This window comes from Clostridium pacaense, from assembly GCF_020709765.2.
GTDB lineage: Bacteria > Bacillota > Clostridia > Lachnospirales > Lachnospiraceae > Enterocloster > Enterocloster hominis.
Genome location: NZ_JAJFEB020000008.1, coordinates 1 through 25,249 on the forward strand (window position 1 = coordinate 1; position 25,249 = coordinate 25,249).

Sequence of the window (25,249 nt, forward strand, 5' to 3'; positions counted from 1 at the left end):
ACTGACCCAGATGCCTGTTTACCATGCTTGTACTCATGAAAACAGGCTCCTGTAAGGTCATTATAGCTCTATTTTTGTCACACGTAAACTGAAATGAGGTGAATTAAGTGCTGCAAAATCAATGTTTTGTAGAAATCACGAATTCACTTTGAAATTTTACCTTATCAGGAAATATTTGCAGGCAGTCCCGTTGGACCTGGCATGATTTATCCTGTCTCCCCCAACAGCGCGTCAATAATCCCCTGCGCCGTCTTCTCCTCCACCTGCAGCGTCAGTTCCGGCTCGTTGATATGCTCCAGATAATGCGCATCCGAATTACTGATAATCCTGCACTTATCCAGATACGGGTTGTCTTTCCTCAGCTGATGGAGCTTCTTTAAATCCTTTACCTCAGCCGTCTTAAACCTGCTGTCCGGAGGAATGAAGCCCAGGTTTGCAATGAGGCTGTTGGCCGTCTTATCCACATGGGCAGGGAACATGACGCCCCCGTAAGAGCGCACCAGTTCCCACAGTCCGTCAAAGGAAATCTCAGTAGCATTAATCAGAAGGTTTGGCTCTGTCCCGCACACCTGATCCTGCTCGTTGTATATCTGCTGCTTGCCGAATATGGCCTCATTATTGGGGAATGGAATCAGCTTCCCATAGACATAGGCATCAAAACCAAGCGCTGCTTCCAGGTTGGGAAACAGGCACACCGCATGGACCTCCTCCGATGTATTGATCTCCATGCCAGGCACTGCCAGCACGCCGTATTCTTCAGCCGCTGCCATGAACGCAGGACAGTTGCGGCAGGTGTTATGGTCGGTCAGCGCCACCGCCTCAAGACCTTTAAGGGCAGCCATGCCCGCGATATTGGCGGGCGTCATATCATCATCCCCGCAGGGCGACAGGCAGGAATGGATATGAAGGTCATAGGTCAGGCTCATCATTGCCGGGAATCACCTGCCGCAGGGGCGTTGTCCGAAGATGCGCTGTCCCCAAAGCCTCCGGCCGGACAGCCATTGCCCAGCAGCCCATATATCTGAAGCGCCGCCTCAAAGATAGGCATATCCGTGGACATCACGGTAATCTCCTGGTCCGCCGCCTTCTTCTTTGCCACCTCATCCAGGACCGCTCCTTCCGCCAGGACCACGCAGGCCGCATCCGTCAGCGCGGCCACCGCCAGTGTGTTCATGTTCCCCATGACCGTCACCCATGCGCACCCGGCAGGCGCACGGCCCATGGCAATGCTCAAAAGGTCGCAGCAGAAAGGCGTGGTAATCTCACGCTCCAGGCCGTCCCCCTCATTCACTACATTAAATATTCCCTGTTCCATCAATCCCTGTACTGTCACGGTGAATCCTCCTCCTCGTCCTTTTTATCCAGCAGGGACATCTCATCCGATATCCTCTGTATATATTCCTTCAGGATGCGCAGGGTTTCCTGGCCTCCCCTGTCCCCGGCATGGAGGTCGTCAGCCAGTACCGACACCTCCTCGGACAGCTTGTGCAGGTTCTCCCTCAGATAGTAGACGCAGTCCGTCTCAATGGCATTGCCCCTGACAATATCCTCTGCCAGCGCCTTACAGGTAGGCGCGCCGCAGGAACCGCAGTCCAGCCCGGGGAACTTCTTCATCAGCCGCTCCACCTGGTTCAGCCTGGAAAAGCTCTCCATCATATTGTTACCCAGGTTAAACACAGGCTCATACTCAACCCCGGTGGTCCACTTGATCAGCCGCTCCTCGCTGTCATGCATGTGGCTCCTGGCCACCGGCATGTACTTGCGCAGGCGTTTTAATTTCACCTCCGCCACATAAGGGTTCTCCACGGTCAGCACGCCGCCCACGCACCCGCCGTTGCATGCATTCAGCTCCACGAACCGCAGGTTGGTGAACTTCTGGTCCTCCATGTCCTCCAGCACCCGGATCACGTTCTCAATCCCGTCCGCTGCCAGATAATTCTCCGTGAACAGGCCGCTGGCCTCCCCGCCGCTGTGTCCCCAGCTGATGCCTATCTTCCCCGAAGTGCCGATGACAGGATAATCCTCCCCGGCCACTGCCTTCATGCAGGCCAGAAGCTTGGGATAAACATCCTTGATGGCCAGCACATGGTCCACCTGGCTTTTTTCCGTCCCAAGGGGCGACTTTACATAGGTCACCTTGGACGGACATGGGGAAATGAACATGATTCCAATCTTCTCCCTGGGAAGCCCCGTATCCTTCATGGCCTTCTCCGCCGCCAGGATACCCGCCACCTCCACCGGCGGATTGAGGGGCAGGAGATGGGGAATCAGGTTAGGGAAACGCACGCGGATCAGGCGTACGACGGACGGACAGGCAGTACTGATAAGAGGCAGCTGCCCCTCATGCTCGGATATGTACTGTCTGGTGGCCTCGCTCACCAGTTCCGCTGCCGCGCTCACCTCAAACACATCGTCAAATCCCATCTTCACCAGGGCGTTGAGCACGATGTTCACATCGTCCAGATTGTTGAACTGGCTGTAAAGGGACGGCGCCGGAAGGGCCACCGTGTATTCATACTGTTTCATCACATCCATCTTGTCATAGGTGGCAAGCTTTGCATGATGTGGGCAGACCCTGATACATTCCCCGCAGTCAATACAGAACTTATTGTTAATGCTGGCTTTTCCTCCCCGCACCCGTATGGCCTCTGTGGGACAGCGTTTGATGCAGTTGATGCATCCCTTGCACAGGGATTCGTCCAGCCTCACAGAATGGTAAAATTTATCCATATCAACCTACTCCCTTGCTATACCTTATATCTTCACTGTCATGGTAATGGTGGTTCCCTGGCCCAGCCTGGTGTCAATCTCCATGTCATCCGAATATTTCTTCATGTTGGGAAGTCCCATACCGGCGCCAAAGCCCAGGGAGCGGATTTCGTCCGGAGCCGTGGAATATCCGGCCTGCATGGCCAGCTCCACATCAGGGATACCTGGACCAACGTCCGCCAGTATCATCTTAATCTGCTGAGGCGTTATCTCCACGGTAATCAATCCCCCTTTTGCATGGATTACCATGTTGATTTCCCCCTCATACATAGCAATGGCCACCTTCCGGATGGCCTCAGGGTCAACACCCATCTGCTTTAATTTCCGTTTCACATCGCTGCTTGCCTCACCTGCCCTGGTGAAATCATCAGCTGATATGTCATATGTTAAAACAATTGCGTCCTCCATAATTGGTTCCCTTCATTCATTATATTATACTATATGGCCCCGCCGTGCAGCCCGGCCTCATAGAGCATGCCGCAGGCAGAGAACATCCTGTGCCCCGTGGCCATGACCACAAGGCCCCTGTCCTTTGCCATCTCAAGCATGGCCTCGTCCGGCTTCTTCCCTCTTACGAAAATAAGACACACGATGTCCAGCATTTCCGCCGTCCTTATGACCTGCGGATTACACAGTCCTGTGAGCAGGATGGAGTGGTCCTTGGAAAATGCCAGCACATCGCTCATCATATCCGAGCCGCAGGCCGACCTCACTTCCCTGTCCAGATACTCTTCCCCTACCAGTACCCTTGCGCCTAAAATGTCCCTTGCATCCCTTACCGTCATACCTTGCCTCTCCTCATTGAAAATTTGATTAGTTACCTCAGACAATTGTATACAATTTAATACAATATAGCATACCATCCATCTTGTTGATTTTCAATACAATTCCGATTTTTTACATGTTTTTTATCGTTAGATTTTTCACATTAAAGGTAGATTTTTTTAGTGTTTCATGATAAAATATTGATACATTGCACAATGTACAACCTATGAGGAGGTAATAAAAAGATGGCTTGCAAAAAACAAACCGTTCCCTTTGCGGGAACACCTGAGCAGGAGGCAGAACTGAAATCAGTGATTGCCCAGCTTAAGGACCAGCCTGGTGCCCTGATGCCGGTAATGCAGAAGGCCCAGGACATTTATGGTTATCTTCCTATCGAAGTGCAGACCATGATATCTGACGAAATGGGTATTCCGCTGGAAAAAGTCTACGGAGTATCCACATTTTATGCCCAGTTCGCTCTACAGCCAAAGGGCAAGTACAAGGTATCTGTCTGTCTCGGTACAGCATGTTACGTTAAAGGTTCCGGCGAAATCTTCAGCAAACTGGAAGAATTGCTGGGCATCACCAATGGTGAATGCACAGCAGATGGCAAATTCTCCCTGGATTCCTGTCGGTGTGTCGGCGCCTGCGGACTTGCTCCCGTCATGATGATCAACGGCGAGGTATACGGACGTCTTACGGTGGACGATATACCCGGCATCTTAGCAAAGTACAATTAAGCCTATGATGACAGAGATTTCCCTGAATGTACTGGATGTATCAGAGAATTCCACACGGGCAGGCGCTTCCCTCGTTACCATTCTGGTCACAGCTGACACGGCCGATGACAAGCTGACCATTGTCATAGCGGATGACGGCTGCGGAATGACAGAGGAACAGGTGGCCCATGTAACGGACCCTTTCTTTACCACCAGGACCACAAGAAAAGTAGGACTTGGGATTCCATTTTTCAAATACGCCGCTGAAAGTACGGGCGGCAACTTCCATATTGAATCGGAACCAGGTAAGGGAACCACCGTAACAGCAGTCTTCGGACTGTCCCACATAGACAGGATGCCCCTGGGTGATATGAATCTGACCATACATAACCTGATTGTGTACCATCCTGATACAGATTTCGTCTATACATATACGTATAATGATGCATCATTCACGCTGGATACCCGGGAAATGCGGGAGATTCTTGGAGGAATCCCCTTAAATGCCCCCGAGATATCCGATTACATACTGGAATATCTGAAAGAGAATCAACGGGAAACTGACGGCGGGGTCCAGCTCTAAACCGGACACACGTCCCACAACCATGTAAGTGCTCATAATGAGCCACTCATAATTAGGAGGATAATCGCATGAAAACTCTTGCTGAATTACAGGCAATCAGAGAGAAAATGCAGAGCCAGGTCAACCTGCGCGCCGAGGACCACAACCATACACGCGTGGTAGTAGGCATGGCTACCTGCGGTATTGCAGCCGGTGCAAGACCGGTTCTGAATACACTGGCACAGGAAGTCCAGTCCAGAGGACTGACTGACAAAATTTCCGTAACACAGACAGGCTGTATCGGCTTATGCCAGTACGAGCCGATTGTGGAGGTAATCGAGCCAGGCAAAGATAAGATTACATACGTTAAAATGAACCCTGACAAAGCCCTTGAGGTGATGGAGCGCCATTTAATCGGCGGCCACCCGGTAGAGAAGTACACCATGGGCGCAGCAGGCCTTAAATAATAAAGGAGGAAAGTACCATGTATCGTTCACACGTCTTAGTATGCGGCGGCACCGGCTGTACTTCCTCTGGAAGTCCAAAAATCATGGAAGCCCTGCACAATGAAATCAAGAAACAGGGACTGGAAGAGGAAGTGGCTGTTGTTGAGACAGGCTGCCACGGACTCTGCGCTTTAGGTCCCATTATGATTGTATATCCGGATGCCACCTTCTATTCCATGGTGCAGCCAAGCGATATACCGGAGATTGTATCCGAGCACCTGTTAAAGGGCCGTGTGGTAACACGTCTTCTTTACCAGGAAACCGTCAGCCCTACCGGCGGCATCAAGGCATTAAGGGATACTGATTTCTACAAGAAACAGCACCGTATCGCACTGCGCAACTGCGGTGTCATCAACCCTGAGAACATCGAGGAGTACATCGGCACCGGCGGCTACCAGGCCCTTGGTAAGGTTTTAACGGAAATGACTCCTGACGATGTAATCCAGACCCTGCTTGACGCCGGTCTTCGCGGCCGCGGCGGCGCAGGCTTCCCAACCGGATTAAAGTGGAAACTGTGTAAGCAGAATGACGCTGACCAGAAGTATGTCTGTTGTAATGCGGACGAGGGCGACCCAGGCGCATTCATGGACCGTTCCGTTCTGGAAGGCGACCCTCATGCGCTCCTTGAGGCAATGGCCATTGCCGGTTATGCAATCGGCTCCAACCAGGGTTATGTCTATGTGCGTGCAGAGTACCCAATCGCAGTGGACCGTCTGAACATCGCCATCAAGCAGGCACGTGAGATGGAGCTGTTAGGCAAGAACATTTTCGGAACCGGATTTGACTTTGATGTGGATATCCGTCTGGGCGCAGGCGCATTCGTGTGCGGCGAGGAAACCGCCCTCATGACATCCATTGAAGGCAAGCGCGGCGAGCCAAGGCCAAGGCCTCCGTTCCCAGCACAGAAGGGCCTGTTTGGCAAGCCAAGTATCTTAAACAACGTTGAGACTTATGCAAACATTCCTCAGATCATCCTCAACGGACCTGAGTGGTTTGCTTCCATGGGTACCGAGAAATCAAAGGGTACCAAAGTATTCGCCCTGGGCGGCAAGATTAACAACACAGGTCTTGTGGAAGTTCCCATGGGAACCACACTGCGCACGGTCATCGATGAAATCGGCGGCGGCATTCCAAACGGCAAGAAGTTTAAGGCTGCCCAGACCGGCGGTCCTTCCGGCGGATGTATCCCGGCTGAGCACTTCGATATCCCCATTGACTATGACAACCTGCTCTCCATCGGTTCCATGATGGGTTCCGGCGGCCTGATTGTCATGGATGAAGATGACTGTATGGTGGATATTGCCAAGTTCTTCCTGGAATTCACGGTTGAGGAATCCTGCGGCAAGTGTACTGCATGCCGTATCGGAACCAAGCGTATGCTGGAGATCCTGGAGAAGATTACCAAGGGCACTGCCGAGATGGAGGACCTTGATAAGCTGGAGGAACTCTGCCACTACGTAAAGGCCAACTCCCTGTGTGGTCTGGGCCAGACCGCTCCCAACCCTGTACTGTCCACCCTTCATTTCTTCCGTGACGAGTACGAGGCACATATCAAGGAAAGACGCTGTCCGGCCGGCGTATGTAAGGCGCTTCTGTCTTATGTCATTGACCGCGACAAGTGCCGCGGATGTACCCTGTGCGCACGTACCTGTCCTGCAGGTGCAATCGTGGGAAGCGTTAAGAATCCGCACGTTATCGACCTTAACAAGTGTATCAAGTGCGGCGCCTGTATGGAAAAATGTAAGTTTGGCGCAATCTACAAGAAATAATAAGGGAGGGAATAGACGATGGAGACAATTAATCTTAAAATCAACGGCATTGCAGTCACCGCTCCCAAGGGATCCACTATCCTGGAGGCAGCAAGACTGGCACATATCGAGATTCCTACTCTGTGTTTCTTGAAGGAGATCAACGAAATCGGTGCCTGCCGTATCTGTATTGTAGAATTAAAGAATGGAAAACTGGTAACTTCCTGCGTATACCCGGTTGAGGAAGGCATGGAGGTATTTACCAATACACCAAAGGTCCTGGATTCCAGGAAGAAGACCTTACAGCTCCTGTTATCCAACCACAACCGCTCCTGCTTATCCTGTGTGCGCAGCGGACACTGCGAGCTTCAGGAACTGGCCCATGAACTGGGCGTTGAGGACGAGGCTTTCTATGACGGTGAAAAGACACCCTCTGAGATTGACTACTCCGCTGCCCACATGATCCGTGACAACAGCAAATGTATCCTGTGCCGCCGCTGTGTGGCCGTGTGCGACCAGATACAGGGCATTGGCGTGATTGGCGCCAACCACCGCGGGTTTGCAACTGATATCGGCTCCGCATTTGAGATGGGCCTGGGTGAAACCTCCTGTGTTTCCTGCGGACAGTGTATCGCCGTATGTCCTACGGGCGCCCTGACAGAAAAGGATTACACCGGGGATGTATTCGCGGCAATCGCCGACCCGTCCAAGCATGTAATCGTACAGACAGCTCCTGCCGTACGTGCGGGACTGGGCGAGGAATTCGGCCTGCCAATCGGTACCGATGTGGAAGGCAAGATGGCTGCCGCACTGCGCCGCCTTGGCTTTGACAAGGTATTTGACACCAATTTCTCCGCTGACTTAACCATCATGGAAGAAGCCCATGAGTTCCTGGACCGCGTACAGAATGGCGGCGTGCTTCCTATGATTACCTCCTGTTCACCAGGCTGGGTTAAGTACTGCGAGCACTATTTCCCGGATATGACCGAGAACCTTTCCACCTGTAAGTCTCCTCAGCAGATGTTTGGCGCCATCGCCAAATCCTACTATGCCGAGAAGGCCGGCATCGACCCTAAGGACATCGTAAGCGTAAGCGTCATGCCATGTACTGCCAAGAAGTTTGAGATTGGACGTGAGGACCAGGATGCCAACGGCGTACCGGATGTGGACATTTCCATCACCACCAGGGAGCTGGCCCGCATGATAAAGAAAGCCGGCATCAGGTTCTTAGACCTTCCCGATGAGAAGTTTGACGATCCCCTGGGTCTTGGCACGGGCGCGGCCGTTATCTTCGGCGCAACCGGAGGCGTCATGGAGGCAGCACTGAGGACAGCCGTTGAGTCACTGACCGGGGAAGAGCTTCCTAAGCTGGATTTCGAGGAAGTCCGCGGCACAAAGGGCATCAAGGAAGCCACCTACAATGTAGCCGGCATGGATGTGAAGGTTGCTGTTGCTTCCGGCCTTGGCAATGCAAAAGAGCTGCTTGAAAAGGTAAAATCCGGCGAAGCAGACTACCACTTCATCGAAATCATGGGATGCCCGGGCGGCTGTGTAAACGGCGGCGGACAGCCCCAGCAGCCAGGACATGTGCGCAACACGACGGATATCCGCGGCCTGCGTGCAAAAGTCCTTTATAACATCGACTCCGCCAACCCAATCCGTAAGTCCCATGAGAATCCTGCAATCAAGGAACTCTATGCAGCTTACCTGGGCGAGCCTGGAAGCGAGGTAGCACACCACCTCCTTCACACCACTTATGTGAAGAGGACCATCAATAAGCAGTTTACCAGGGAAGTACCCAACATTGCCATAGAGGTTGGAGATTATTAAGGTTTTTTGCAAGCAATATTAATATACAGAACAGCGGATTGCAGGCTTGCCCCTGCATCCGCTGTTTTGGCGTTTTTCCTTATGTGGCCTTATTGTGGCCTTATGTCAGTAAGCCTGTCTCCTTGGCCTTTGCAATGGCATTGGTCCTGTTGTTGACCGACAGTTTCTTATAAATATTCTGTATATGATATCGTACGGTGGGCACTGACACACACAGCTGCTCCGCCATTTCCCCATGTTTAAGGCCCTGTGCCAGAAGGGACAGGACTTCCTTTTCCCTGTCCGTTAAAAGAGTACCCGGCGCCTGGGACGGACCGGCCTTGAGCTGGCTGCTGCACAGGGACAGGAGCTTATTTTTGTAATCCTCCGGATAGGAACCTGCCTCCAGCGCATCCTTCAGATATTCCGAGATAAAGGCTGCATTTTCAATGAAGGGCATGAATACCGCGTCCTGGGATGCAATATCCAGGGCTTTCTTAAGTGTACTGATTCCCTCCTCCCTTCCGTAAAGCCGATACTTTGCAACGGAACAGTATATATCGTTGAAAATGTACCCAAACTGGCAGGAATGGATATCGAACCGCCTTTGATATTCCTGGCACATGATTTCCAGGCGGATGTCATCCTGCTCCATCATGAGAAGCCGTCCAGCCACAATATACGTAAAACCGATTCCATCAAATATCAGGTTGGTCTGTGCATTATCCGTGTTCTTCAGCCAGACCGGGACTTCATCGGTCCGCCCGGTAAGCAGGCTGATATATGCATGGCATAATTCAGCCGTTGTATTAAGCACAGGCTGTTCCTCCAGTCCCCTGTTATCCATCAGTTCCTGCATAAGCTGCCTGGCTTTGACTGGCTCCCGGCTGATTAAGGCGTGCCTTGCCAGGGCAAACACGGCGCAGATTTCAATGGATAGCTGGTTATACATCCTGGATTCAATGATTGATTTGCGGGCAGGCAGCCTGACCGCGTCAAAATCACCGGTTTCCAGGGAAAGTTCTGCCTGAATCAGGTTGCGGTATCCATGGCCGCAGTACTGTACGGCCCGCTCCAGCCAGGCATAATTCTCCGATATAAAGGAGGCATCCGCTGTCAGACGTCCCGGGGTCGTGTAATAGGTGTAAAGCATGCTGGGCGCGCCATAGGTAAACTCGGTCCGGTTGCTTACGATACAGGAATATCTCCCGTTAAAATACCCCACTGCCTTTTTCGCATGTTCCACAATCTCATATGGATCATTAAATGCGCAGAAAATCCAGGTGTTATGGATTTCCCCCAGAATCCTGCTTTTTCTTGGAACGGGAAGGGCGCCCTGCTTAAAATAACATTCCATGGTCCCCAGCTTCTGCACAATCAGTTTCTTGGTCTGGACCAGGTCATGGGACCAGAGCAGGCTGGCCCGCAGATAGCGGAGCATGGCCAGCGGATAGGTGAATTCCTTGTCCTGGGTGATTTCCTCCAATATTTCTTTTATCATATGATACTGGATGGCTCCGATATCCAGGTCCTGGTCCGAATCCAAATCCCTTAATATCCTGTCATGATCCCCTGCCAGATAAAAATAATTATATGCCCGGAACTGGTTCCCATGCCCTATGAACCATTCCGCCATCCTCAGGTAAAGCTGGGCCGTTGCACAGCCTTTGCTCTCTGCCTTCTTCTGTAAAAATGCCTTAAAGATATCCGTAATCTGATAATGGGATGATTCCTCATGGAGGACAATCAGCGCATTGCTGGTAAGGAGTCCACGCAGGATTGCGGGGGCCTCTGTATTTCCCGTAATACAGACAGCCTGTTCCGATGTAAAGCTGTCCAGGAACGAACATTCCTCCAGAAGGTTCTGAACCTCAGGAGAATAGGTCTTATAAAAATTATTCTCCAAAAGCACTTCCAAAGGCTCATTGCTAAGGGTCATCTCCCCGTTCTTAAGTCTCTGGCTCAACAGATAAATCCCTGTAATCCATCCCCCGGTCCACTGGAATATCTTATCCGTATTCTCCCCAGATACCTCCATGTCCTGAAGCCGGAAATACTGGTTTATCTCAGGCTTCCTAAACCGCAGGGTGTCCTGGGAAATGATATGGCACAGCCCCTTGGACAGCAGCTCGGTAACCGGAAGCGCGCGGATGCTGCGTGTCAGGAGGATGATGTGAAGGTTAGGGATGTTCTCCGCCACAATGGCTGTCAGCAGGTTAGCTGTATCCGCCTCATCAATAAACTGATAATCATCCAGTATGACCCAGACCGGGGTATCAAACCGGGTATCGCTGATAAGGTTCACAATCTTGGCCAGCTGAGCCATGTCCATGGGGAGGCCCAGGTTCTTAAGGCGGCTGCCCAGGCTTGCATTGCGCTTTTCAATCAGGCTGGTGAGCCGCTCCCAGAAATAGGCAATGGAGCCGCAGCTGCCTGACAGCGGGATATAGATGGGCGAGTACTCCCTGGCTGCCATATAGGCCTGGATGGATGAACTCTTCCCAAACCCCATGGCCGCCTGAAGGATGGTCAAAGGATAGGATGACATGTTATTAAATTCACGTTCTATTCTGGGACGGCGAAGATAAATTCTTTTAGTTACAGGCTGCATGCTTAACCACCTTACTCTAAAATGACCAAAAATCAGCTGATAGTATGGGTAATTTTATAACTATTACTCAGACTATCAATACTGATAGTATATAGGTTCCGTATAAGAAGCTATAATCATGATAAATTATAAACAATCAAATTGCAATAGAAATACGAAAAAACTGGAGGTATCTGATTATGTCTGCTGATTTAGTAATACTGAACGGGACCATCTGCACCGTGGACCGGCTGTTTTCCTACTGCGAGGCCGTGGCGGTAAGGGAGGGCACCATCATCGACCGGGGCACCACGGAAGAGATGAGGGCTTACATCGGAAAGGACACAAAGGTAATTGATGCCCAGGGAAGGCTGGTGCTTCCCGGCTCCAATGATTCCCACATGCACGCATGCCATACCGGATTTACCATGTCCCCCTCTTTCCTGGATTTGAACGGGCCGGATTATGACTCCCTTAAGATCATCCAGGACAAGGTTGCGCTTGCAGTTTCAAAGGCAGGCCCTGGGGAATGGGTATTTGGATGCGGTTTCGTGGACAGCAATATAAAGGAACTGGCGGATGAGGGACGCATGATGGACCGCTGGGACCTGGATCCTGTATCCGGCAATGTTCCCGTGGTACTCACGGACTTTTCCCTACATTCCCTGGTCTGCAACAGCGCGGCGTTAAAGCTGGCGGGAATGGATGACTCCTATCCCCAGGTCCCCCACAGCGTGGGTACCATCGGACGCACGCCGGATGGTAAGCTGACCGGACGCTTCAATGAGTGGGGCGCTGAAAACCTCCTTCTTAAAGCCTGCCCCATCTTAAGTGACCAGGAGCTGGAAGACTGTATCCTGCGCGTCCAGCGGGAATGTAACCGTCAGGGCATTACCTCCCACAATGACATCCTGGGCGAGGGAGGGGAATACCTCTACCGGGGTACATGGGGCACCAGGCCCATGTGGATTTATGAAAAGCTGAGACAGGAAGGAAAGCTGACAGCCAGGGTTGACATCAACATCTTCTCCGCCATCATGGGCGAAGCCAGCTATGATGCCATCATCCGGGGCACGGACCGGATCCGCACCCCCAAGTGGGGCGACCGGGAATGGGTTAAGGCAGACGCGGTCAAGTTCTTTGTGGATACGGACGGTCCACACTGGCTGAGGAAGGAATCCGACCGTCCGGACGGGGCCGGCGGCTCTGCCTGGAATGGCAGCGATGAGGAACAGGCTGATGAAATCCGCCGCACCATCATTGAGCTGCACCGGAAAGGCTGGCAGATGGGTATCCATTCCATGGGCGGCAGATCCATGGATGTCTGTGTGGACGCCATTGCCGAGGCAGAACAGCTCTATCCGGGAAAGGATCTAAGACATTTCCTCATTCACTGTGATGACCAGACCAGGAAATGCGCTGCCAAAATGGCAAAGTTCGGTATCCTGGCAGCCATCCAGCCAACCGCAGCCAATATCGTGTTCGGCTGGAACACGCCGGTCCTCAGCGACAGGGAGGAAATCTTCAACTATCAGGCCTACGCCGGCCTGGGGGCCATCCAGACCGGCGGCTCGGACTCCACCTGCTTCTCCCTTAACTGGCGCCAGGGCATGCAGTTTGCGGTTACCAGGACCACGCCTGCCGGCGTATCCGCAAGGACCGACCTGGGCATGAGCCGTGAGGACGCCATCCGCATGTACACCATCAACGGCGCCTTCCAGGAACATATGGAGCACAGACGCGGTTCCATCGAAGTCAACAAGGTGGCTGATTTCCAGATTCTTGACAAGAATGTAATGACCTGCCCGGCAGATGAGATTGGCACTGCAGGGATTGACATGACCATCTGCGGCGGCAAGGTTGTTTATGAAAAAGAAAATTAATACAGGAGGATTTTAAGATGAAACACAGGATCATCGATTTCCACACCCATCTGGGGGACATTTTCCACGAAAACAAGAACATTGCGTTTAAGCGCCCGGGCATCGTGCCTCATGAGGACGGCTTTGACCCATTTAAGGACCTGGAGGAATCCGGTTTTACAAGGCCCCTTATCGTGCCGGACCAGGAGGCCCAGAATGTGCTCATAGACGCGGGCCAATACCGTATCTGGGACAGGGCCAACATCTACACCACCGGGGAAATGATGGACCGCTGCGGGATTAACTATGTGGTATCCCTGCCCATCATGCCCAATACCAGCTTTGAGGAGGCCCTGGCAGCGTCCAGGCTGGATTCCAGGTACATCCCCTTTACCTGCCCTGACTTTGACCTTACGGATGATGAAATGATGGAAAAACTGAAACGTGACATTGCAATGGGCGCCAAGGGTCTGAAAATCCATCCAATCATACAGAACATCGAGATTACGGATAAGCGCTGCGAACGTCCCATCAAGCTTTTTGGTGAGCTTGGACTACCCATTACATACCACTGCGGGGTCAATGACTATTATAAGCCGGATTCCCCATACCTTAAGATGACCAACTTAAACTACGGGAAACTGGACTACACCTTTGAACTGCTGAAGAAATTCCCGGATTATATCATCGTGCCTGCCCATGGCGGCGGAAGCTGCGGCGGCGAACTGGAAGCCCTTTCCGCTGAGGTCAGGAAGCATGATTATAAAAACGTATACGTGGAGACCAGCCACAGGGGCGCCGCGGATATTGTAAAGGCAGTGGAACTGTTTGGCGAGGACAGGGTCATGTATGCAACGGACTGGCCTTTTGACACCTGCGACTGCAACATACGGTGCGGCGAGGAAGCCCTTGGCGGCGACCCGGTTGCCATGGATAAGTATTTCTACAAAAATGCGGCCCGGATCCTGCATCTGGAAGAATTTTAATCCGCAGCACAGAGACAGACTGGAGGAAAGCGTATGAAAAAGAATAATAAATGGTTGATGTTTTTAATCCTTCTCATCAGCGCCATCACGGTTGGCGTGTCACAGTTAAAGATTGCGGCCGTGATGCAGGACGTGGCATCCGCGCTGAACGTAAGCACCACACAGGCAGCCCTGCTCATGTCCGTATTTACCATTGCAGGTATCGTGCTGGCCATTCCCGGCGCAGCCATCCAGGATAAGATGGGCCCCAAGAACCTGCTGCTTCTCTTGATGGCCTGCCTGGCTGCGGGCAATATCCTGGGCGCTGTCAGCGGCAGCTTTGCAGTGGTCGTGGTCAGCCGTATCATCGAGGGCATTTCCTATGCAATGATCATCATGGTAGGCGTTACCATGATCAACACCTGGTTTGCAGACGGAGGCGCCAGCACGGCTACCGGTATCTTTAACACCTTTGCGGCGGTTGCCAACTTCATTGCCATGAATGCCAGCATCCCTATCATGAAGACCATGGGGCTTAGGGCCCTGTGGTGGGTGGTGGCCGGTCTGTCCGTCCTGTGTCTTCTTCTGGTAGCCCTGTTTATCCAGGTGCCCCGGGCAGCTGCGGACGGCGGGGATAATTCGAAGGCCACAATTGGCGAGGCATTCTCAAACCTGAGGGTGGATGTACTGTCCCTGGCCATGTTCTGTATTGCCTTTGTGCTGTTCGGCTTCATCACCTGTTATCCGCAGCTGTTCCAGGGCTATTATGGACTGACGGCTGAAACAGCAAACTTCTATTCCAGCCTCAACGGACTGTTCGGCATCCCCTTCTGCATCCTGTGCGGCGTCCTGGTGGAGAAAACAGGCAAGCCCTTTGTGATTGCAATCATTGGCGCGGTGGGCACCGCCCTCCTGTGCTATACCATGCCTTATCTTGGGCCGTCCACCTACATCGTCCATGTGCTGGTCAGCGCAATCTGCCCCGGCGGCCTGGTGATGACCTCCATCTTCTGCCTTGCGCCAATGCTCAGCAAACGGCCTGCGCTGATTGGATATTCCATGTCAATCATCAACATGCTGTACTACATCGGCGTATTTGCCTCCACCCCTGTGATTGTGGGCGCCGCAGCCAGTTCCTGGAAGGGCGCATCCCTAATCATGACGGCCGCAGCCGCAGGAGCCGTGGTACTGCTGTTTGTGGTGGCCTCCATGGGCAGTAAGGAAGCTTCATCAAATGTAAAATAAAGAAAAGGAGTTATGATACAATGGGAGAATACATGTTAGAACAAAAAGTAAAACTGCTGTGCGGACCTGGAAAGGCAAGTGAAACCGGCGCCCTGGCAGCAATGCTCGGTAAGAAAAAAGCCCTTCTTGTAACGGATAAGGGGATTATTGCAACGGGCATCCACAACCGGGTGGTGGATTCACTGGAACAGGCCGGAATCGGGTGTGTTATTTTTGACGGGGTGGTTCCAGACCCCACTGCCCAGAATGTGGCGGATGGATATAAAATGTGCGCGGACCACCAGTGCGACCTGGTAATCGGCATGGGCGGCGGAAGCCCCATGGATACCTCCAAAGCCATTAACCTCCTGCGCTTTAATCCGGAACCCATACTCAGGTATGCGGACCCCCAAACCGTCATGGAGCCTGCTCCGGGACTGATTGTGATTCCTACCACCTCCGGCACGGGAAGCGAGATGTCAGACGGGCTTGTAATCAGTTCGGACGGCGTAAAGCACCCCATCCTTGCTCCTTTGGCCGGCGCACAATATGCCATCATTGACCCGGAACTTATGGCAGGAATCCCGCCCAGGCTGACCCAGGCAACGGGGCTGGATGCCATGAGCCATGCCATGGAAGGCTACACCTCCACGGCTGCGGACACTGCCACGGACATCATCAACGAGTCCCTGATGCGCACCATTGTGGAATGGCTTCCAAAAGCAGTGGAAAACGGCGGGGACATAGAGGCCCGGCAGCAGATGGCAGTATGTGCGTCCATGGCCGGATGGATGCTCCAGTATTCCCATACCAACGCAGGCCACTCCGTTGCCCACATCCTTGGTTCCCATTACCACATCCCTCACGGCGAGGCATGTGCCTATGCCACCCCATGGGTGCTGGAGTTCAATGCAGCCGCCATGCCTGAACGGGTCATGAAAATCGGCCGCATACTGGGCGCTTCCTTTAAGGGTGATGAGACCCCGGAGGAAATCGGCGCCATTGCCAGGGATGCGTTCATCCGCTTTAGCGGTGAAATACTGGGAAAGCTGGATATCACCAGATATGAAGTGGATAAAAACACATTTCCTTCAGCGGCAGACGATATCGCCGGGGAACTGTTCCAGGTATTTAATCCCAGGAAAATGCAGCCTGGGGATGCCCTGGATATCTTAAATAAGATTTTTGCCTGACTGCATCTGATTCCAATATATAGAATAACCGTGACGCATCCATAAGCATCACGGTTATTTTATAGGAATTACTGTCCTGTGGTTGTAAAGGTCTTAGAAACGATTTTCCAGGAACCGTCCTCAATCATCAGCAGCTGGAAATAATCAGTCAGGCATGTGTCCCCCCTGAATCCAGTCTCATGGATGGCCGCGCTTGCGGTACGCCCTGTGATATGGATGAACTGGATTTCCGCCTTATAGGGGTCTTCCCTTAAAGCCATGGAAGGACCTGAGGCCATATCCTCAAAAAAAGGGTCCGGCGTCCCATCCACCAGCGTGTCCCCAAGGTATCCGGTCATTTTGGCATTTTCATGGAAACAGGATTTTAGGAGGGGGATATCGGATTCATAGGTCCCGTTTATGTAATTGAGAAGGACCTCCTGGATTTTCATATAGTTCTCTGGTTTAAGCATATGCATCTCTCCTTTTCTGCCGCAGGGGCGGCGCTCATTTATAATCCGTATATTTCTATTATAAATAGCAGAAAGGAAGGTTCAACTATAGAAAGTGATAGGATTTCATGACAAAATATAATAGGAAGGATTCAACGTGGAAAGAAAAAACGGAAAACAGACATTCATTACGCTGTGCGTGATTCTTGTAATCGGAATCGGATACATATATCAGATGGCGCCCTCGCCTGTCCTGGGACAGATTAAGGACAGGTACGGCATCGGGAACGAGGCCCTGTTAAACCTGGCCGTATCCATTGTCCATCCCCTGACCATCGGTGCATCCCTGTGCGGAGGCGTCCTCATCAGACGGATGGGCCTGTACCGCATGTTCATCTGGACCCAGGTATTGCTGGCCGCCGGAATACTTATGAATCTGGCTGCCGGGAACTATATGGTCTTCCTGGCCGGAAGGGTGGTTTACAGCGCCGGGTTCGGCCTGGGGATCCCATTTATCGGAGCAGCCATTACCAGCTGGTACACGGGAAATGCCAGGGAACGGATGAACACGCTCAACGGTATGTTCCCATTTATCGGGACCCTCATCAGCTTCTCCTGCCTCACCCCCTTAAGCAGGCAGCTGGGTTCCTTATGTCATGCATTCGCCATATGGGCGGTTCCCCTGGTGGTCCTTTTACTGTTCTGGGTAATGGGGGTACGCAGGCAGGACATACCTGCAAGGCCCGGGGAGGATCAGGCCCAGGATAAGGGGGTCTATGGGTATCTTTGGAAAAAACAGGGTATCCGCCTGCTCTGCATCATATTCATGATGGACTTCTTCTGCTACTCCTACATGGTGGTCATTCTGCCTACCTATCTTGCGGAGGCAGCACAAATGGAGGCAAGCGCCGCAGGCCTTCTGGCAGCAGCCGCATTCCCGGCCATCGGAATCCTTGGAAGCATGGCCGGAGGAATCCTGATGTCCGTAACAGGAAGACGCAAACCCATCCTGGCAGCCGGACAGGTACTTAAGCTGGCCGGGGTCCTTGTGCTGACCCTCTGCCTGGAGCATTCCCTGATGATGGGGATTGCCGGAATCATTGTGTTTGCATTGGGAAACGGCATGTGGATGCCCGTGATGTATACCATGCCGATGGAAATGGATGGGATGGACGACAGCCGGGTGGGCGCTGCCTTTGCATTCATGTCCTCCTGCGGCTTTCTCATGGGATTCATCTCCCCAATCCTTGGGGGAGGCCTGACAAACACCATAATGGGCATGGCTCCCCTGCAGGACCCGGTGCTCCGTCACGTGTTTGGGCTTAAATGGAGCCTCTTCCTCTTTGGTTTTACCAACATAGCAGCGCTGGTATGCGCCCTCAGGATTGAGGAAACCGGAAAATGATTCCTCCCTCATGATTCAGCTCAATCCACCTAAGGCAATCCTCTGACACAAGATATGTGTCAAATGAAACCGCCTTTACATCGTCCATGTTATCTGTTACTGCTTCAAAATCACTCCGGATGACCGGCAGCCCTGCCTGGTCCCAGACAATATAAATCCTCTGGCCTGCCCACAGGGGATTTATATCGTCCAGGCAGCGCACCGGGACGCTTTTAAACCTGTCTGTCCGGACATCTCCCATCCGGTGTCGGTCCGCCAGGCACTTCTTCAGCATCTGATTCAATCTGCCTATCATTGCTTCCTCTTCAACCGTTGACAATGTCACGGCCTGTTCTCCAAGGGCTGCAAGGCATTCCTGCAAAAGCACATTCCTTTTACGCTCATTTTCCTTTACCTTATCCCTGTTTCCCTTCTTCAGGTCCTCATATCGTTTTCTCTGTACTTCATTCATATGGCCACCTGTGCTTCCTGTGAATTATATGCAGACATTCTATATGATTTCCTTGACTGCTTAAATCCTGCTGCTTGAACCCTGCCGCTTTTAATTCTACCGCTTTTATTTTTCCGTTTTTAATCCGTCCCTCCATTTATTCCATTATACTTATTTTAAAGCGGATGGACAATAGCGGGGATACCTATTCCTATGATAGGCTACAGTCTGCCGCATGTTTTTTGCAAACCGGCGTAACAATATCCACAAAGATGATTATAAAACAGGAACCCGCGTCCCAAAAGCCCAATACACTGCTTTTTCGGAATGCAGATTCCTGTTATTCTTATATAGTTATTTCTATTATAGCTATTCCTATATATCCATTCCTATTTATATCTACCCGGCTGGCCCGCCACCCAAACAGTCCGTCCATCACACGCCATCATACCAATTCATTATACTTCCCGCGCTTCACATAATGGGTATGCAGCAGGTGATGGGACAGGTGCCCGTTGGGCGTTCCCAGGTAATCGTTATACAGCTTCATCAAATCCGGGTTCTCATGGGACTTGCGCAGTACCTTGCGTTCATCTTCGCTGTACAGGGCCTTGGCGCGCTTCTCGCGGTAGTTCTCCTCACTGCAGCGTGGCTGGCCGCCTCCGTTGATGCATCCGCCGGGACATCCCATAACCTCGATGAAATGATAAGGGGAGGTTCCCTCCGCCACTTCCTTCATCAGCATGGATGCCCCCTCCAGGCCGCTGGTTACTGCTACATTCACAGTCACCCCTTTCAGATGTCCATACTCAGGAAGCGTCTCTTCTATCGTAATGGAGGCTGTCTTCACCTGGTCCAGTCCAACGATTGGCGTTACATGGAGTTTTTCAAACGGCAGTTCATTTCCGGTCACCACTTCGTATACCGTGCGCAGGGCCGCCTCCATCACGCCTCCGGTTACGCCGAAAATGTCGGCTGCTCCGGTTCCCAGGCCAAGAGGCGCGTCAAACTCACCTTCTGGAAGGTTCACAAAGTCGATACCGGCTGTCTTGATCATCCTGGCCAGCTCCCTTGTGGTCAGGACCGCGTCCACGTCGCGCTGTCCGTCCACTTCCATCTCCGGACGCTGGATCTCGTATTTCTTGGCCGTACACGGCATCACGGACACCACGAACATATCCTTGGGGGCCGTGCCTGTACGCTCCGCGTAAAATGTCTTCACCACGGCTCCCATCATGGTATGGGGGCTTTTACAGCTGGACAGGTGGTCCAGTTCATCCGGGAACTGGTGCTCAATGTGTTTGATCCATCCCGGCGAACAGCTTGTAATCATGGGAAGGGCCGTATTGACCCCATGGCCGTCCTCTCCCTGCGCCCCATCGCCCTTAAGCACTGCATTTAAACGTCCCAACAGTTCCGTTCCCTCCTCCAGGATGGTCAGGTCGGCTGAGAACAGGGTGTCAAATACATCGTCAAAACCGATTTCATGAAGGGCGGATGCCATTTTCCCGGTGACGGGGGTGCCCACCGGAAGGCCGAATTCCTCGCCCAGGGCCGCGCGCACGGCCGGAGCCACCTGGACAACCACGCGCTTATCCGGGTCAGCCAGGGCGCGCCATACAGGTGTGAGGCCGTCCGTCTCCTTCAATGCCCCGGTGGGACAGACAACCGTACACTGACCGCACATTGCGCAGGCCGTGGAATTAAGCGGCAGGCCCATGGCCGGGCTGACCACTGTGTCGAATCCCCTGTTCTGGGCTTCAATGGCCCCTACCTTCTGTATCTGCTTACACACGGTGACACACCTGCGGCACAGGACACATTTGCTGGTATCTCTTGTGATGGACGGGGAAATGTCCACATGGGGTTTGGTCATGGCGCCTTCAAAGCGGCTTTCGGCCACGCCCAGTTCATATCCCAGGTCCTGAAGTTCGCAGTTGGTATTCCTGCTGCAGTTCAGGCAATCCTTGGGATGGTTGGACAGGAGCAGCTCATAGAGCACCTTCCTGGCTTCCAGCACCTTGGGGGAATGGGTCCTTATGACCATTCCTTCCCGTACCTTTGCCATACAGGATGCCTGAAGGTTCTTCATGCCCTCCACTTCCACCACGCAGATACGGCAGGAGCCGTACTGGTGGACATGTTTCATATGACAGAGACTGGGAATCCTGATTCCCACGGATTCTGCCGCTTCCATGATGGTGGAGCCTTCCGCTGCCTCCACCGGTTTTCCATTTATGGTTATATGTATCATACAATCATTTCCTCCTCTCCCTATCTCCGGTCACAGTGAAGACATCTCAGGGCCTCGCCCATAGCATCCAGTTTATGGTAGCCGCAGTTCACTTCCTTAAAGTTGTCTTTCCGCTCTTCCACGGACAGGCATCTGGTGGGGAACCGTTTATGCGGCTCGCTTACTTCTATGTCAATCTCAGGAATCTCGAACCATTCGCCCATGTTAAGTTCCCCGGTGCCGCCCACGTATTTATCAATCTTACCGGCGGCCTTCTTGCCGTCCGCAATGGCCTGGATGACCACGTTGGCGCCCCACGGGCTTACATCCCCGCCTGCGAATACGCCTTCCTCGCCTGTCTCGGATGTAAAGCGGCCAATAGCCAGCTTGCCGTTCTTCTCCACTTCCACATTGGTGGTCCTGTATGCCTGATGGTCCACATCCTGGTTGATGGCCGTGACGATGCCGTCACACTCCAGGAAGAAATCAGAATCCGGGATATGTGCCGTACGCCTGCGGCCGTCCTTCCCATAATCTGTTTCTTTCCTGCGCACAAGGTGGATTCCGTTTACCTTGCCGCCAGCCCCGAGGAACTCGACCGGGGATGCCATGGTAATCAGCTTCACGCCCTCCTCCCTGGCTTCTTCGATTTCGTCCCTGCCTGCCGGCATATCTTTCTCAGACCTGCGGTAAATCACGGTCACATCGGTGCTGCCCAGACGGATTGCGGTCCTGGCCACGTCCATGGCCGTGCTTCCGCCTCCGATTACCACCAACTTATTTGGAACATCCATATCACGTTTTAAACCAATCCTCTTAAGGAATCCAAGGCCGCTTTCCACGCCCTTTAAATCCTCACCCGGCACATCCAGAAGTCTGGACACCTGTGTTCCGGATGCAATATATACCGCATCGGACTGCTTCTTCATATCCTCGAAGGAAATATCGGTTCCAATCTTGGTGTTCAGATGGATTTCCACACCGCTCATCTCAATGGCATGGATTTCCTTCTGAAGCACTGCCTTAGGCAAACGGTATTCAGGGATACCCCAGTACAGCACGCCTCCTGCCACGGATTCAGCCTCATATACATGGACCTCATGGCCCAGATTAGCCAGATAATAGGCACAGGAGAGTCCGGACGGACCTGCCCCGATAATGGATATGCGTTTTCCTGTGGCTGGTTTCGGCTCTATCAGAGGGATATTGTACTCATCGCGCAGCGCGTAATCCCCGATAAAGCGTTTCACGGAGCAGATTGCCAGAGGCTCATCCACCTGGGAACGGCGGCAGTGGTCCTCACACGGATGTGTGCAGATACGTCCGCAGACAGCCGGGAACGGATTATCCTGGCGGATCAGGCGGTAAGCATCGTCAATCTTACCAGCTGCCAGCATGGACATATAGCCGGGAATGAATACATTGGCCGGACATGCGTTGCGGCAGGGCGAGGTCTGAAGCTCTGCGCACACGCCTGCGCTGCAGTGTTTTTCGTAAATATGGGCCTCATACTCACTGCGGAAATACCTCAGGGTGGACAGGACCGGATTCGGAGCGGTCTGTCCAAGCCCGCACATGGCTGTCTGCTGTATGGTCTTAGCCAGTTCTTCCAGCAGGTCCAGGTCCCCGGGTTCTCCCTTGCCCTCTGTAATCCGCTCCAGGATTTCCAGCATGCGCCTGGTGCCGTTGCGGCAGGGAAGACATTTTCCGCAGGACTCGTCACAGATGAAGTCCATGAAATACCTGGCCGTATCCACCATGCATGTGTCCTCATTCATGACAATAAGGCCGCCGGACCCCATGATAGCCCCAAGCTTGGAAAGGGACTCATAGTCAACGGATGTATTCAGGTGTTCCCTGGTAAGGCACCCGCCGGAGGGACCGCCGGACTGGATGGCTTTGAACCGCTTGCCGCCAATGATCCCGCCGCCAATCCTGTATATGATGTCGCCCAGGACCGTACCCATGGGGACCTCGATGATTCCCGCATTGACAATATCCCCGGCCAGTGCAAATACCTTTGTGCCGGCGCTCTTTTCCGTGCCGAATCCATGATACCACCCGGAACCGTTCAGGATGATGGGAGCCACATTGGCCAGTGTCTCCACGTTATTGATGATGGTGGGGCTTTCAAACAGGCCCTTTTCAAATGGGAACGGAGGTTTCTGCCTTGGCTCTCCCCTCTTTCCCTCAATGGATGCCAGCAGGGAGGTTTCCTCACCGCAGACAAACGCGCCTGCGCCGATACGGATTTCCAGATCAAAGGAGAAGCCGCTTCCCATGATATCCTCGCCCAGTATCCCGGCCTTCCTGGCCTGGTCAATGGCATTGCCCAGACGCTCCACCGCAATCGGATACTCCGCGCGCACATACACATATCCCTTGGACGCCCCGATTGCGTATCCTCCCAGCATCATGCCCTCGATAATGCTGTGGGGGTCGCCTTCCAGGATGCTTCTGTCCATGAATGCGCCGGGATCGCCTTCATCCGCATTACAGACCATGAACTTCCTGCCGTCCTCTGAAACTGCCTTAAGGCCTGCCTCCCACTTTACGCCTGTGGGGAAACCTGCACCGCCCCGGCCCCTGAGCCCGGAAGCCTTCATCTCATCCACCACATCCTGGGGCGTCATGCCGCACAGCGCTTTTGCAAGGGCGCCATATCCGTCCCTGGATATGTATGCCTCAAGGGAGGCATACTCCATATGGCCGCAGTTCCTGAGCGCTATGCGCACCTGGCCCTGGAAGAAATCAATGTCCTCCATCCTGGGAACATATTTGCCTGTCTCCTCGTTAAAATATGTAAACTCCTCGCAGATCTCATCCTTTAGAAGGTGTCTTGCCACCACCTGTTCCACCTTATCAGGAGTCATTTTCGTGTAAAAAACCCCCTCCGGCTCCACCAGGATGACCGGGCCCATGGCACATGTGCCCATACATCCGGTCACCATGACCTGGACTTCACCGGACAGCTGGAAGTTTTCCACTGCCTTAACCAATGCGTCCCGCACTTCCCCGCAGTTAGACGAGATACATCCCGCTCCGCCGCACACCAGCACCTGGCGCCTGTAGGATTCCTTTCGGGCCAGGTATTCTTCTTTTATCCTTAACAGGTCTTCCTGTCTCTTCACTTCCATCACTGCTGTCCCTCCTCTTCATAGTAGCGCTCCAGAATCTGCTCCAGTTTGTCAGGATTGACCTGCTTATACACCTGGTCGTCAATGGACATGGCCGGCGCCAGTCCGCATGCTCCGATACAGCGTGCCACCTCAAAGGTGAACTTCCTGTCAGCTGTGGTCTCCCCGATTTCCACATCCAGCAGCTCCTTAATCCGTTCCACGATTTTCTTACCGCCCCGCACATAGCAGGCCGTGCCAAGACAGACACGGATGGTGTGCTCCCCTCTGGGCTGTGTGGAGAAGAAGGAATAAAATGTCACTACCCCGGACACCTCCGCCAGCGGGACCTCAAGCGCGTCCGCTATCACCTTCTGTACTTCAAGAGGCAGATATCCATATATTCCCTGCGCCATGTGAAGGACCTGTATCAGGCTTCCCTCCCTGCCCCTATACTCTGCCGCCAGTTCACCAATCCGTTTTAACAGCGCTTCCTCACTGTGGTCACAGCAGCACGTATGCGTGTGTTCACCCATAACTTTACCTCCTTTATTTTACCGCTTTTGTTTTCCATTTGTATTAAGCGTTGCGTGCTGGCCTGGCAGGCGGCTGCAGTCCGCCTGATGGCTCCCTCATCGCAGGTTCTCCCATATTGGGAAGAATGTATTGTGAAAAATTATACAAAGAAATGGCGGGAACAACCTTACCGGCTGCTCCCGCCAAAAAGACCCTGTATAACTTTTTCCGACTTTTTAAAAATGTCCTGCCTGCCCTGCCGCAGGCGGATATTCCCTCTCACTAAATCCATCGCGCACCTCAATTGATTAAAAATATCTGATTCACTAATATATACAATCAGTTGCCGTTCAGCCATCCAATCTTTTATTATTGTACCTAAAAAATTTTGTTATCTCAAAATAAT

Annotated in this window: 21 protein-coding genes; 10 read left to right on the forward strand and 11 right to left on the reverse strand. The window is 52.8% G+C overall.

Annotated elements, in window-relative coordinates; all coding sequences use genetic code 11:
- Positions 1–206 precede the first annotated feature (206 nt).
- From LK536_RS44105 to LK536_RS44125, 5 genes are read right to left on the reverse strand one after another with little or no spacing between them, the layout of a single operon-like run.
- Positions 207–929, reverse strand: a complete 723-nt coding sequence (locus LK536_RS44105) for a PHP domain-containing protein (protein ID WP_227796308.1) — start codon at positions 927–929, stop codon at positions 207–209.
- The gene (locus LK536_RS44110; RefSeq protein ID WP_227796307.1) at positions 926–1,333 is read right to left on the reverse strand and encodes a hypothetical protein; all 408 of its coding nucleotides are present in this window, start codon (positions 1,331–1,333) and stop codon (positions 926–928) included. Before LK536_RS44110 ends, LK536_RS44105 begins: the two co-directional genes overlap by 4 nt.
- Positions 1,330–2,730 carry a [Fe-Fe] hydrogenase large subunit C-terminal domain-containing protein gene (locus LK536_RS44115; RefSeq protein WP_008718795.1) on the reverse strand — a complete coding sequence of 467 codons (1,401 nt, stop codon included), beginning with the start codon at positions 2,728–2,730 and terminating at the stop codon, positions 1,330–1,332. The genes LK536_RS44110 and LK536_RS44115 overlap by 4 nt, the downstream gene beginning before the upstream one ends.
- A 24-nt stretch (positions 2,731–2,754) precedes the next feature.
- Complete coding sequence (locus tag LK536_RS44120; protein WP_008718797.1) at positions 2,755–3,177, reverse strand: ATP-binding protein; 423 nt, start codon at positions 3,175–3,177, stop codon at positions 2,755–2,757.
- Between the two features lie 29 nt (positions 3,178–3,206).
- Entirely contained in the window at positions 3,207–3,554 is a 348-nt protein-coding gene (locus LK536_RS44125; protein ID WP_008718799.1) for a DRTGG domain-containing protein, read from the reverse strand.
- A gap of 225 nt (positions 3,555–3,779) precedes the next feature.
- Here LK536_RS44125 and LK536_RS44130 point away from each other — a divergent pair, with 225 nt between their 5' ends.
- The 5 genes from LK536_RS44130 to LK536_RS44150 all read left to right on the forward strand — a co-directional run bounded on the left by LK536_RS44130 (position 3,780) and on the right by LK536_RS44150 (position 8,899).
- Entirely contained in the window at positions 3,780–4,274 is a 495-nt protein-coding gene (locus LK536_RS44130; protein ID WP_008718801.1) for an NADH-quinone oxidoreductase subunit NuoE family protein, read from the forward strand.
- 4 nt (positions 4,275–4,278) lie between these two features.
- Positions 4,279–4,836 (forward strand): ATP-binding protein, encoded by a 558-nt coding sequence (locus LK536_RS44135; RefSeq protein ID WP_008718803.1) that lies wholly within the window; start codon positions 4,279–4,281, stop codon positions 4,834–4,836.
- A 68-nt stretch (positions 4,837–4,904) separates the two neighbouring features.
- Entirely contained in the window at positions 4,905–5,282 is a 378-nt protein-coding gene (locus tag LK536_RS44140) for a (2Fe-2S) ferredoxin domain-containing protein (protein ID WP_008718805.1), read from the forward strand.
- 17 nt (positions 5,283–5,299) lie between these two features.
- The gene (gene nuoF / locus LK536_RS44145; RefSeq protein WP_227796306.1) at positions 5,300–7,090 is read left to right on the forward strand and encodes an NADH-quinone oxidoreductase subunit NuoF; all 1,791 of its coding nucleotides are present in this window, start codon (positions 5,300–5,302) and stop codon (positions 7,088–7,090) included.
- Between the two features lie 18 nt (positions 7,091–7,108).
- Positions 7,109–8,899, forward strand: coding sequence for an NADH-dependent [FeFe] hydrogenase, group A6 (locus LK536_RS44150; RefSeq protein ID WP_008718808.1), 1,791 nt, complete (start codon positions 7,109–7,111; stop codon positions 8,897–8,899).
- Positions 8,900–8,999: 100 nt separating this feature from the next.
- Here LK536_RS44150 and LK536_RS44155 read toward each other — a convergent pair whose 3' ends face one another.
- On the reverse strand, positions 9,000–11,426 hold the full coding sequence (locus tag LK536_RS44155; RefSeq protein ID WP_506092160.1) for a LuxR C-terminal-related transcriptional regulator: 2,427 nt from the start codon (positions 11,424–11,426) through the stop codon (positions 9,000–9,002).
- 242 nt (positions 11,427–11,668) lie between these two features.
- Here LK536_RS44155 and LK536_RS44160 point away from each other — a divergent pair, with 242 nt between their 5' ends.
- The 4 genes from LK536_RS44160 to LK536_RS44175 are packed head-to-tail and all read left to right on the forward strand — an operon-like array spanning position 11,669 to position 16,712.
- The gene (locus LK536_RS44160; RefSeq protein ID WP_227796304.1) at positions 11,669–13,351 is read left to right on the forward strand and encodes an amidohydrolase; all 1,683 of its coding nucleotides are present in this window, start codon (positions 11,669–11,671) and stop codon (positions 13,349–13,351) included.
- Between the two features lie 17 nt (positions 13,352–13,368).
- Positions 13,369–14,316 (forward strand): amidohydrolase family protein, encoded by a 948-nt coding sequence (locus LK536_RS44165; protein WP_227796303.1) that lies wholly within the window; start codon positions 13,369–13,371, stop codon positions 14,314–14,316.
- A gap of 33 nt (positions 14,317–14,349) precedes the next feature.
- Positions 14,350–15,540 (forward strand): MFS transporter, encoded by a 1,191-nt coding sequence (locus tag LK536_RS44170; protein ID WP_227796302.1) that lies wholly within the window; start codon positions 14,350–14,352, stop codon positions 15,538–15,540.
- Positions 15,541–15,572: 32 nt separating this feature from the next.
- Positions 15,573–16,712, forward strand: a complete 1,140-nt coding sequence (locus tag LK536_RS44175) for an iron-containing alcohol dehydrogenase (RefSeq protein WP_227796301.1) — start codon at positions 15,573–15,575, stop codon at positions 16,710–16,712.
- A gap of 68 nt (positions 16,713–16,780) precedes the next feature.
- On the opposite strand, the gene LK536_RS44180 is transcribed toward LK536_RS44175, so the two are convergent.
- Positions 16,781–17,164: a nuclear transport factor 2 family protein gene (locus tag LK536_RS44180; protein WP_227796300.1), complete on the reverse strand. Its 384-nt coding sequence runs from the start codon at positions 17,162–17,164 to the stop codon at positions 16,781–16,783.
- A 136-nt stretch (positions 17,165–17,300) separates the two neighbouring features.
- On the opposite strand from LK536_RS44180, the gene LK536_RS44185 reads away from it, so the two are divergent.
- Positions 17,301–18,548, forward strand: coding sequence for an MFS transporter (locus LK536_RS44185; protein ID WP_227796299.1), 1,248 nt, complete (start codon positions 17,301–17,303; stop codon positions 18,546–18,548).
- On the opposite strand, the gene LK536_RS44190 is transcribed toward LK536_RS44185, so the two are convergent.
- The 4 genes from LK536_RS44190 to LK536_RS44205 all read right to left on the reverse strand — a co-directional run bounded on the left by LK536_RS44190 (position 18,523) and on the right by LK536_RS44205 (position 24,863).
- The gene (locus tag LK536_RS44190) at positions 18,523–18,999 is read right to left on the reverse strand and encodes a CDI toxin immunity protein (RefSeq protein ID WP_227796298.1); all 477 of its coding nucleotides are present in this window, start codon (positions 18,997–18,999) and stop codon (positions 18,523–18,525) included. The two genes, LK536_RS44185 and LK536_RS44190, sit on opposite strands and share 26 nt — an antisense overlap.
- 424 nt (positions 19,000–19,423) lie before the next feature.
- Positions 19,424–21,232: an NADH-dependent [FeFe] hydrogenase, group A6 gene (locus LK536_RS44195; protein ID WP_008718810.1), complete on the reverse strand. Its 1,809-nt coding sequence runs from the start codon at positions 21,230–21,232 to the stop codon at positions 19,424–19,426.
- A 20-nt stretch (positions 21,233–21,252) separates the two neighbouring features.
- Positions 21,253–24,348 (reverse strand): NADH-quinone oxidoreductase subunit NuoF, encoded by a 3,096-nt coding sequence (gene nuoF, locus LK536_RS44200; protein WP_227796297.1) that lies wholly within the window; start codon positions 24,346–24,348, stop codon positions 21,253–21,255.
- Entirely contained in the window at positions 24,348–24,863 is a 516-nt protein-coding gene (locus LK536_RS44205; RefSeq protein WP_008718813.1) for an NADH-quinone oxidoreductase subunit NuoE family protein, read from the reverse strand. The genes nuoF (LK536_RS44200) and LK536_RS44205 overlap by 1 nt, the downstream gene beginning before the upstream one ends.
- Positions 24,864–25,249: the final 386 nt, after the last annotated feature.